General features: G+C 71.1%; 9 protein-coding genes and 1 pseudogene. 3 read left to right on the top strand and 7 right to left on the bottom strand.

What is annotated here, in order from left to right:
• Positions 1-233: 233 nt before the first annotated feature.
• Positions 234-1,598 (top strand): metallophosphoesterase, encoded by a 1,365-nt coding sequence (locus ABTZ03_RS39560; protein WP_350518065.1) that lies wholly within the window; start codon positions 234-236, stop codon positions 1,596-1,598.
• A gap of 299 nt (positions 1,599-1,897) precedes the next feature.
• Positions 1,898-2,740 carry a hypothetical protein gene (locus ABTZ03_RS39555; protein WP_350518064.1) on the top strand — a complete coding sequence of 281 codons (843 nt, stop codon included), beginning with the start codon at positions 1,898-1,900 and terminating at the stop codon, positions 2,738-2,740.
• Here the strand turns inward: ABTZ03_RS39555 and ABTZ03_RS39550 are convergent.
• The gene (locus ABTZ03_RS39550) at positions 2,698-3,675 is read right to left on the bottom strand and encodes a LysR family transcriptional regulator (RefSeq protein WP_350518063.1); all 978 of its coding nucleotides are present in this window, start codon (positions 3,673-3,675) and stop codon (positions 2,698-2,700) included. The two genes, ABTZ03_RS39555 and ABTZ03_RS39550, sit on opposite strands and share 43 nt — an antisense overlap.
• Positions 3,676-3,810: 135 nt before the next feature.
• On the opposite strand from ABTZ03_RS39550, the gene ABTZ03_RS39545 reads away from it, so the two are divergent.
• Entirely contained in the window at positions 3,811-4,206 is a 396-nt protein-coding gene (locus ABTZ03_RS39545; RefSeq protein WP_350518068.1) for a VOC family protein, read from the top strand.
• A gap of 12 nt (positions 4,207-4,218) precedes the next feature.
• On the opposite strand, the pseudogene ABTZ03_RS39540 reads toward ABTZ03_RS39545, so the two are convergent.
• From ABTZ03_RS39540 to ABTZ03_RS39515, 6 genes and pseudogenes are all read right to left on the bottom strand, one after another.
• A pseudogene (locus tag ABTZ03_RS39540) lies at positions 4,219-4,632 on the bottom strand (PIN domain-containing protein); the annotation flags it as partial.
• Positions 4,629-4,850: a type II toxin-antitoxin system VapB family antitoxin gene (locus ABTZ03_RS39535; protein WP_350518062.1), complete on the bottom strand. Its 222-nt coding sequence runs from the start codon at positions 4,848-4,850 to the stop codon at positions 4,629-4,631. The pseudogene ABTZ03_RS39540 and the gene ABTZ03_RS39535, both read right to left, overlap by 4 nt.
• A gap of 203 nt (positions 4,851-5,053) precedes the next feature.
• Positions 5,054-6,367, bottom strand: a complete 1,314-nt coding sequence (locus ABTZ03_RS39530; protein WP_350518061.1) for a hypothetical protein — start codon at positions 6,365-6,367, stop codon at positions 5,054-5,056.
• A 385-nt stretch (positions 6,368-6,752) separates the two neighbouring features.
• A complete protein-coding gene (locus ABTZ03_RS39525; protein ID WP_350518060.1) occupies positions 6,753-7,271 on the bottom strand; it encodes a ferredoxin family protein in 519 nt (172 codons plus the stop codon).
• 104 nt (positions 7,272-7,375) lie between these two features.
• Positions 7,376-9,190, bottom strand: a complete 1,815-nt coding sequence (thiC, locus tag ABTZ03_RS39520) for a phosphomethylpyrimidine synthase ThiC (RefSeq protein WP_350518059.1) — start codon at positions 9,188-9,190, stop codon at positions 7,376-7,378.
• 358 nt (positions 9,191-9,548) lie between these two features.
• Positions 9,549-9,749 (bottom strand): DUF5326 family protein, encoded by a 201-nt coding sequence (locus ABTZ03_RS39515; RefSeq protein WP_188305823.1) that lies wholly within the window; start codon positions 9,747-9,749, stop codon positions 9,549-9,551.
• Positions 9,750-9,758: the final 9 nt, after the last annotated feature.

Raw genomic sequence — 9,758 nt, 5'->3', positions numbered from 1 at the left:
GCCCCCGCCCCGCCCGGGGCCCCCATGCGCCCCCCCCGGATAAGCCCCCGCGCACCCACCCCCCCCCGGTGACCCCCCACCACCGGCAGCCCCTCGAAACCCCCTCAGACACCCACGAGACCCTACCGAGCCGGGACAAAACGGACCTTGCGGAACCGCCCGGCTGACGCTCCGGAGGATTGGATACCCACCAGGTGACGACGGCGGGAGAGTGGTCTTCCTATGATGGGCGAATGACACCCGAGGACCGCTTCCCCGGACCTGAGCACCCCCACTCAGGCCCCCGCCACCAGCCGGACCTCGACGTGCTGCCGTACGGCACCTACTACGAACCCGAGCCCGCCCAGGGCTACCAGGGCACGCCGTACGAAGCGGAGACCTACAGCGGCTACGGCGGCGCCCGCTACCTCGAACAGCACTGGCCCGCCGACGGCCAGGGACACACCGTGCACGCCCAGGGGCTCGGCGGCGACCAGGGGGCGGCGGGGCAGTCCGCGGTGTTCTCGCACCAGGGCCAGGGCGGCTACGAGGGCGAGTACCAGGGGGGTGGCTACGAAGGGGGCGGCTACGACTCCCCGGACCACCCCGGCTACCAGGCCACCCTGCCCGACCAGCCCTCCCCGGCCCTCCAGCTCCCGGACCGGTTCCCCGACCAGGGCGCCGACCAACACCCCGAGCAGCACCCCGACCGGTTCTCCGACCGCGACGACCCGCCGACCATCGAGCTCGGCCCGCCGCTGCCCGACCCGTCCGCGCCCAGCTACCCGTACCCGGCCCCCGGCCCCGGCGAGCCCCCCGGCCCGGTCTACGTGGTCGGCGACGTGCACGGCTACCTGGAGGAGCTGCGCGCCGAACTCCACCACCAGGGCCTGATCGACGCCGACGGCCACTGGTCGGCCGGCCGGGCCCGGATCTGGTTCCTCGGCGACTTCACCGACCGCGGCCCGGACGGCATCGGCGTCATCGACCTGGTCATGCAGCTCGCCGCCGAGGCGGCCGCGGCGGGCGGCTACTGCCGCGCCCTGATGGGCAATCACGAACTGCTCTTCCTGGGCGCCTCCCGCTACGGCGACGAGCCCGTCCAGTCCACCGCCGGCACCGCCTCCTTCCTCGCCGCCTGGCGGCTCAACGGCGGCCAGCAGAACGACCTGGACCGGCTGGAGGCCCACCACATCAGCTGGCTCTCCCGCCTGCCCGCCATCGGGCTGGAGGACGGCCACCTGCTGCTGCACTCCGACACCACCGCGTACCTGGAGTACGGCGAGTCCATCCCGGACGTCAACGACGCCGTGCACACCCTGCTCGCGGACGGCAGCGTGGACGAGTGGTGGGACTGCTTCCGCCGCTTCACCAAGCGCTTCGCCTTCCGCGGCGAGGCCGGCCCGATGGCCGTCCACGAGTTGCTGGACACCTACGGCGGCACCCGGATCGTGCACGGGCACAGCCCGATCCCGTACCTCACCGGCGCGGTGCACGCGGACGACGGGCAGCCCCCGCACATCCCGGGGCCGTATGTGTACGCGGACGACCTGGCGGTGGCGATGGACGGCGGGGTCACCATGGAGGGCCGACTGCTGGTCGCCCGGCTCCCCATCTGACCAGCTGACCGTCCGGCCGTCCGGTTCGTCCGCTCGTCTGACCACCGGTCAATCATCCCGACGGTGGGAACAGTTGTTCCCGGCGCGCACACCCCCGCCCACGCGCGTCGCGGGGCGCGAAATTCCGGAAACCGACTGTCAGCCCGGCGGCACCCGCCCCTACCATGAGGCACACCACACCCGGCCGCCCGTCCGGCGGCCCGCCTCCGCGCCCGCCCCGGCGTCCTGAGGGTGTCCCGCGTCGCCGATGCGGCCCCGCGTCCTCGCTGCCGGCCGGGATCCGCATGAACGGGGTCCCCATGTCCAACCCCCCGCCGCTGCTCGCCGAGGACCGCTCGGAGTACGAGCGCCTCCTCGGCGAAGCCCTGCGCGACCGCACCGTCCTCACCGCCCTGCGCGCCCCCGGCGCGCTCACCGCCGACCAGCTCCGGGTCCTCGCCCTGCGCGACGCCGACCGCGTCAACACCGCGGCCGGCACCGAGTACGCCCACTACACCGCGCTGCGCGGGAGCCTGCGCGCCACACCCCCGCCGCCGGCCGACGTCGAACCGTACGCCCCCGGCCTGTTCAGCCAGCTCCGCTCGGGCAACGGCGGCGCCGGACTGTTCCCCGTCCTCACCGTGCTCACCCCGATCCTGGCCTGGGCCGCCGCGCTCGTCCTGCTGCTGATCGGCTACCTGCTGCGCGCCGCCGACCCGGGCCGGCTGCTCGCCCGCTCGCTGGTCACGGCCGGCTGGGTGGCCCTCGCCGCCGGGATCGCCGCGATGGCCATCGGCGTGATCGGACTGCTGCTCACCGCCATACGCGACGGCGCCACCGCCGTCCCGGCCGGCACCGACCCGGAACTGGCCGCCGAACTCGCCACCGCCCGCACCGAATGGCGCACCGCCCTGCGCACCCGCGGCCTGCTGCCCTACCTCCACTCCCACCTCCCCGCCGTCCCCGGCCGCCCCGCCCCGGGCTTCACCAGCCCCGACTTCGCCAGCCCCGGCTACACCCCGCCGGCCTTCACCAGCCCCGGCCCCGACGGCCTCACCGACCCCGACGGCCGCACCCCACGCCCCGCCGCCTTCACCCCACCCGACTTCACCGGGCCCGGCTACACCCCGCCCGACTTCACCGGCCCGGACGACGTCGGCTGACCCGCCCCGGCGGCCACCTCACCCGTCACCCCGTCCGTCACCCCGTCCGTCACCCCGGCGGCCACCTCGGCGGCGGCGCGGACGAAGGCGCGGACCCGCTCGGTGGTGTTGCCCGGGCGCCAGACCGGGCCGCGCTCGATGGGTGGCGCATCGTGGATCGGGACGTAGGCGAGGTCGGGGCGCGGGTAGTAGAGCCGGCAGAGCTCGCCGACCGGGAGGACGCCCCGGCCCATCGCGACCAGGCTGAGCATCTCGGAGAAGGTCCCGCCGGACGGCCCCTTGGGGACGGGCCGTCCCGAGGGGGTGCGGTCCGGGGTGCGGTCCCGCTTGAAGCCGACCGAGGTCACCGCCGGGTACTGCACCACCGGGTGGTCCGCCAGCACGTCGAGCGACACCGAGGCCTCGGCCGCCAACGGGTGCCCGGCCGGGAGGGCCAGCACCCGGCGCTCGGTGAGCAGCACCGGGCCGACGGCCATGCCGTCGAACGGGTAGGAGGCGACCAGGACGTCGATCGAGCCGTCCTCCAGGCTGGCACGGGAGTTGGACAGCTGCACCTCCCGCACGGCCACCCGGCAGTCCGGGTGCCGCTCGCCGAACAGCGCCACCACCTTGAGCAGCACGGGCGCCGTCCACTCCCCGAGGAACGCCACCCGCAGCTCGCCGGTCACCCCCCGCCCGGCGTCCACCGCCCGCCGCAGCGCCTCCGCCATCGCGGCCACCGCCGGCCCGAGGTCCGCCGCCAGCTGCCGCCCCACCGGGGTGGGCCGCACGGAACGGCTGGTGCGCTCGAACAGCGGTGCACCGATCCGGCGTTCGAGCTTCCGCACCACCTGGCTGACCCGGCCGGTGCTCAGACCCAGCCGCTCGGCCGTCCGGCCGAAGTGCAGTTCCTCGGTGAGTGCGAGGAGGACCTCGACCTCCAGCCGCTCCAGCATGCCGCCCCCGTTCCCCGCCCGGCATCGTTCAGCCCGACTCAACGATCGTACGGCGATCAGCCGTTGAAGATCACTCCCGGCCGGAGGATCGTGGAACCCGTCCCCACCGAACCCTCACCACCGGAGCCGATCACCATGCGCGTCGTCGCCCTCGACCACCTGGTCCTCAACGTCGCCGACATCGAGCGGTCGCTCGCCTTCTACACCGGCCTGCTCGGCCTGGAGCCGGTCCGGGTCGACGAGTGGCGGGCCGGCCAGGTCTCCTTCCCCTCCGTCCGGGTCTCCCCCGGGACGATCATCGACCTGTTCCACCGCCCCCGCCACGAGTCCAACGTCGACCACATCTGCCTCACCGTCGAACCCCTCGACTGGCAGGAGGTCGTCGACTCCGGCGTCTTCACCGTCCTCGACGGCCCCGGCCCCCGCTACGGCGCCCGCGGCACCGCCACCTCCCTCTACGTCCAGGACCCGGACGGCAACACCGTCGAACTCCGCTGGTACCCCCAGGACGTCCCCGGCGCCACCTCCTGAGGACGCCTGGCTCGGAGCGTCGCGGACGTTGCGCTGAAGCACGTCGGTCAGCACCCCGGCGGCGGTGGCGAAGTCGTTGTCGTCGTGCAGGACGATCAACCCGTGGTGGGCCGCGGTGGCGCAGATCATCAGATCGACGGTGGACAGCGCCCGGACAGCTCCACCGCTCTGGGCGAGCCGGAACTGGGCGGACTCGATCCAGCCCCACATGTTCTTCGGCAGGGGCACGTCGGGGTACAGATCGGCGAACATCTCGCCCATCTGCTCGTAATGGACGAGGTTGCGGGCGGAACGCCGGAACTCGGTGCGCTGGGGAGCGCACGACCCGATCACGCGCAGGTCGATGTCCTCCCCCCACGCATCATTCAGGTGCTGCTCGCGAAGCAGGCGCCATACGGCAGTGGAGTCCGCGAGGTAACGGATCACTCCGCTCCCCGCTTCTCGACGTCATGGAGCTGCTGCCAGCCTTCGTAGTCCCACTCCCGGGCAGCCTGCATGTGCCGAGCCCGCCGGGCAGCCCGCTCGTGTCTCTCGGCGTACTCGCGGAGCGCGGTGTTCACCACGTCCTTCTTGGTCGCGCCTCCGGAGAATCGCAGAGCCTTCGCCAAGGCGTCATCGTCCAGGTCGATGGTTGTCACGCTCATACAGGCCCCCTATATATAAGACAAACAACACCTTTGAATATAGCAGCGCACGGCCGGAAGCGGGCCGGAAAACGCCGGACGCCGCTTCCGGAGGTCAGCCTCCGGAAGCGGCGTCCGTCATGGCCGCGTGCGTACGTCAGTCGACCAGCGGGAGGTAGACATCGGAGCGCGACTCGGGGACAGCTCAGTGCGCCGTGACAGGGTCAGCGCCGCGGGTAGACAAAGACAGGGCTGACGTCGCTCTCCATGCCGAAGACCGCGGTGTCTGCATCGATCAGGTCCGGGACGAGCGTCCCGGCCGGGAGCGTAGATGCCTGGCCGGTGGCCAGGGTGACTGAGGTCGGTGTATCGCTCAGGCCGCCGGTGGGTGTCTTGGCAATGCCGTACGCCGTTCCGTCCTTGTCCACCGTGGCCAGTTGAAAGAGATCGCGGGCGCCGGTCGCCTCCAAGCAGTAGCCCTTCTTCGCCTGCAGGTCGAAGACCGCGAGGTCGGCGATCAGGAACCGGCCGTCTGACGAAAGTCGGGGTGTGGCCTTCTTCCCCGCGCACTCGACCGTGGCGAGTACTTGGCCAGTCCCGCCATCGTGCACGGCCCAGACGGACCTGTCGCTGTCGTGCCCGGTGGGCGGCCAAGCAGCCACGACGTGGCCATCGGGTGATCCGTAAGCCATCACTGTGCTGGAGCCCACGATGGCGCTCGCCCCTGCGGGTACCACGTCGCCGCTGAACCAGCCGCCGAGCGCCCAGAAAGCGCCCCGGCCCTGAACCAGCGGGCCTGCCTGGGTCAGCCCTGCGACGCCCGTACCCGTGTTGCACGAGCCGACGGCTGGCTCGCAGGGCTTGGGGGCGTTCAAGGCAGGGTCGTTCCGGCCGTACGTGGTGACCTGGCCCGAGAGCACGTCCACCACTGCGGCGGACCCGTCCAACTGCACCGTGGCGAGGCCGCCGTCACGCTGAACACCGTAGCGGGTGGCCTTGTCCGGCACTGTGGTCTCCTTGACCGGAATCGCCTCACCACTGGCCGCCGTGTCGTACGCGGCAAGCCGCGTGATGCCGCTCCCCGGGTTCACACCGTCCCCGCCTTCGGTACCCGTGACCGCGAGCACCGCATATTCCTTACCGCCCTTGTGCGTCACGAACACCGTCGCGTAGGCGTCCAGGTTGTCGCGCGTCAGATTGGCAACCGGCTGGCTCCGCCAGCGGATCGCGCCGGTCTTCGCGTCGTAGGCGAGGACGCTCACGGTCGCCCTGTTCTCGGAGATCGAACGGAACAGGATCAGTCCCGCGTCGGGCGCGACAGCCGGACTGCCCAGGTGCCCGTCCTTGCCCGACGCAACCTCCCATCCCTTCGCACGGTCGAACGCCGCCGGAATCGGATCGATAGACGGGACGGACCGGGACGCCGAGGCAGCCGGGATCTGCGTCCGGGACTCCTTGGAATCACCTGGATCCGACGAACCTCCACACGCGGTGAGCGAGAGCGCCGTGAGCGTCACGAACACTCCCGCCTTCGCCACTCGTCTGACCATGTGTTCCCCCAAAGACAGCTCTGTGCAGACACTATGACGGTACGACAGATCATCTGTTCCAGCATGGAAAGCCGCCCCCATGGCAGCACCCGGCCGCCCGACCCGTCCACGCGATTTCGGGCGCCCGAGAACGACGAAGCGCCGCCCCGAGGTAATCGGGGCGGCGCTCAGGCGTCCTGGGGTCAGTCCACCATCGGGAGGTGCACCTTGTTGCCCTGACCTTGAACTCCTCAGACATGGCCTTCATGCCCTCGGCAGCCGTCTCGTCGTACTCCGGTGACGCCTGGCCGTTCCCGAACCGCTCATCGATGCTTTTGCTGATCTTCATCGACGACAACTTCAGCCCGAAACCAGCACATTGGAGCACTGCCGTCTACAGCCCGGGCAATCGGTCGTCCGACGTAGGAGACCTGCCTTCCTCCAGCCGGTAGAGGTAGATCCGCAGGTCTGCCGCGAGGTCTCCGGCAATGTAGGACGCGTAGTCACGAACTGCGGCGGCCACTCCCTGCTCCGCCCAGTCGATGCCGTCCCAGTCCTGGCCGGAGAGGTAGTGCGTGATCCGGTCGCGGTCGCGCCACCACTCCCGCACGGTCTCGGGCGTCCATCGCACATCACCGTCGCAGCCGTAGCCGAGGAACGGGTCGCAGTCGGCCGCTTCGACCAGCAGGGCGACTTCCGCCGGAGTCCGGGGCTGGCGGTAGACGTACTCGGTCAGGTACTCGCCTCCATAGAGGACATGTCGGGGCGCGGAGATCCGGCCCGTCCGGCAGGTGTCGGTCTCGCCTCCGTAGAAGGGTCCAGGAACGTTCAACCAGAGGCGATCCTCCCAACGGCCTCGAAACGCGTCGCGGTCCTTACCGAGTGCTGCCTCGGGGGCGAAGTAGAGCGTCACGGGCCGAGCATAGGACGACGCTTCCGGCCGACTGTAGGAGTTCCGGGCGATGGAGCGCCGCCCCGAGTCGGTCGGGACGGCGCTCAGGTGACCGATGTCCGGCGTCAGTCGACCAGCGGGAGGTAGACCTTGTTGCCCTGGGCCGCGAACTCGGCGGACTTCTCCGCCATGCCGGCCAGGGCCTCGGCGTCGAAGTCGCTGGAGACGGCCGTGGAGCCGTCGCCGTGCTCGTCGCGGATCTTCTGGGAGATCTTCATCGAGCAGAACTTCGGGCCGCACATCGAGCAGAAGTGGGCCGTCTTGGCGGGTTCGGCGGGGAGGGTCTCGTCATGGAAGTCGCGGGCGGTCTCCGGGTCGAGGGCCAGGTTGAACTGGTCCTCCCAGCGGAACTCGAACCGGGCGTCGGAGAGGGCGTCGTCCCAGGCCTGGGCGCCGGGGTGGCCCTTGGCGAGGTCGGCGGCGTGCGCGGCGATCTTGTAGGTGATCACGCCGGTCTTGACGTCGTCCCGGTTGGGCAGGCCCAGGTGCTCCTTGGGCGTGACGTAGCAGAGCATCGCGGTGCCCCACCAGGCGATCATCGCGGCGCCGATGCCCGAGGTGATGTGGTCGTAGCCGGGGGCGACGTCGGTGGTGAGCGGGCCGAGGGTGTAGAACGGCGCCTCGTCGCAGATCTCCTTCTGGAGATCCATGTTCTCCTTGATCTTGTGCATCGGGACGTGGCCCGGGCCCTCGATCATCACCTGGACGCCGCGCTCGCGGGCGATCCGGCCGAGCTCGCCGAGGGTCTGCAGCTCGGCGAACTGCGCCTCGTCGTTGGCGTCGGCGATGGAGCCGGGGCGCAGGCCGTCACCGAGCGAGAAGGTGACGTCGTAGGCCGCCAGGATGTCGCAGAGTTCCTCGAAGTTGGTGTAGAGGAAGTTCTCCTGGTGGTGCGCCAGGCACCAGGCGGCCATGATCGAGCCGCCGCGCGAGACGATGCCGGTCTTGCGGCGCGCGGTGAGCGGGACGTACCGCAGCAGCACGCCGGCGTGCACGGTCATGTAGTCGACGCCCTGCTCGCACTGCTCGATGACGGTGTCCCGGTACACCTCCCAACTCAGCTCCTCGGCCTTGCCGTCCACCTTCTCCAGGGCCTGGTAGAGCGGCACGGTGCCGATCGGCACGGGGGAGTTGCGCAGGATCCACTCGCGGGTGGTGTGGATGTTGCGGCCGGTGGAGAGGTCCATGACGGTGTCGGCACCCCAGCGGGTGGCCCAGGTCATCTTCTCCACCTCCTCCTCGATCGAGGAGGTGACGGCGGAGTTGCCGATGTTGGCGTTGATCTTCACCAGGAAGTTGGTGCCGATGACGGCCGGCTCCACCTCGGGGTGGTTCACGTTCACCGGGATGACGGCCCGGCCGCGGGCCACCTCGTCCCGCACGAACTCCGGCTCCAGGCCCTCCCGGAGGGCCACGTACTCCATCTCCGGCGTCACCACGCCCCGCCTGGCGTAGGCGAGTTGGGTGACGGCGACACCGCCGCGACCGCGCAGCGGACGGCGCGGGCGGCCGGGGAAGACCGCGTCCAGGTTCCGCAGGTTCCCGCCGCGCGGCGAGGTGTGCTTGATGCCGTCGTCCTCGGGGCGCGCCTCGCGGCCGTCGTACTCCTCGACGTCGCCGCGCTGGCGGATCCAGGCGTCGCGCAGGGCGGGCAGGCCGCGCCGGACGTCGGGCTCGTACGCCGGGTCGGTGTACGGGCCGGAGGTGTCGTACAGCGGGACGGTCCGGCCGTTGGTGAGCTGCACCTCGCGGTACGGGACCCGCAGGTCGGGGCGGGATCCGTCGCGGTAGGCCTTGCGCCAGGCCGGCGTCGGGTAGCCGGTGCGCTCGCTGCTGGGGGCGCCCTGGGCAGACTGCGGCTGTGCTTCGAACGTGGTCATCTGACCTCATACTCCCTACGCCGGCATTACCCGGTCCAGGTTCCTGCGGTCGACGCAGCCGTCGGTCCGTCCGTCGACGGTCCGGTCAGCGTCCTCTCAGCCCGGTGCTCCGAGCTCCCGCGTCGCAGGCGGTGTTGCCTGCACATGACGCCCAACACGGTAGCGAGCCGATCGCCGCAGGTCCAGACGGTCCCCCGAAACGGATCCGGCCGGGACAGGACCGGGGCGCGACCGGGGCGAGACCGGGGCGGCGGCGGGGGACGACCGGGAAAAGGCCGAGGCCCGGCCCCCGCGAACGGGGTACCGGGCCTCCGGAGGCGCTCCGCGCGGAGTCCGACGTGCGGCGCGCGGAGCGGGGTCAGCTCTTGGCGGCCTTCTTCACCAGGATCACCACGGCGGCGGCGATGCCGACGACCACCAGCAGCTTGATCACGATGCTCAGCAGGGCGCCGACGACGCCGAAGACGAAGGCGATGATGTTCCAGGCCAGCACCAGGACCAGCACCGGGATGACGATGTTGCGCACCCAGGAGGGCAGCGACTTCCAGAGCTCAGCCATGTCGGTTCT

The organism is Kitasatospora sp. NPDC096077, assembly GCF_040303245.1.
Taxonomy (GTDB): domain Bacteria; phylum Actinomycetota; class Actinomycetes; order Streptomycetales; family Streptomycetaceae; genus Kitasatospora.
Note: the sequence above shows the minus strand (reverse complement) of the source record. Positions and strands in the feature narration are given on the sequence as shown.

What these genes read in the sequence shown, in the direction of transcription:
- ABTZ03_RS39560 (WP_350518065.1), top strand. Translation starts at nt 234, where the DNA reads ATGACACCCGAGGACCGCTTCCCCGGACCTGAGCACCCCCACTCAGGC.
- ABTZ03_RS39555 (WP_350518064.1), top strand. Translation starts at nt 1,898, where the DNA reads ATGTCCAACCCCCCGCCGCTGCTCGCCGAGGACCGCTCGGAGTACGAG.
- ABTZ03_RS39550 (WP_350518063.1), bottom strand. Translation starts at nt 3,675, where the DNA reads ATGCTGGAGCGGCTGGAGGTCGAGGTCCTCCTCGCACTCACCGAGGAA.
- ABTZ03_RS39545 (WP_350518068.1), top strand. Translation starts at nt 3,811, where the DNA reads ATGCGCGTCGTCGCCCTCGACCACCTGGTCCTCAACGTCGCCGACATC.
- ABTZ03_RS39535 (WP_350518062.1), bottom strand. Translation starts at nt 4,850, where the DNA reads ATGAGCGTGACAACCATCGACCTGGACGATGACGCCTTGGCGAAGGCT.
- thiC (WP_350518059.1), bottom strand. Translation starts at nt 9,190, where the DNA reads ATGACCACGTTCGAAGCACAGCCGCAGTCTGCCCAGGGCGCCCCCAGC.
- ABTZ03_RS39515 (WP_188305823.1), bottom strand. Translation starts at nt 9,749, where the DNA reads ATGGCTGAGCTCTGGAAGTCGCTGCCCTCCTGGGTGCGCAACATCGTC.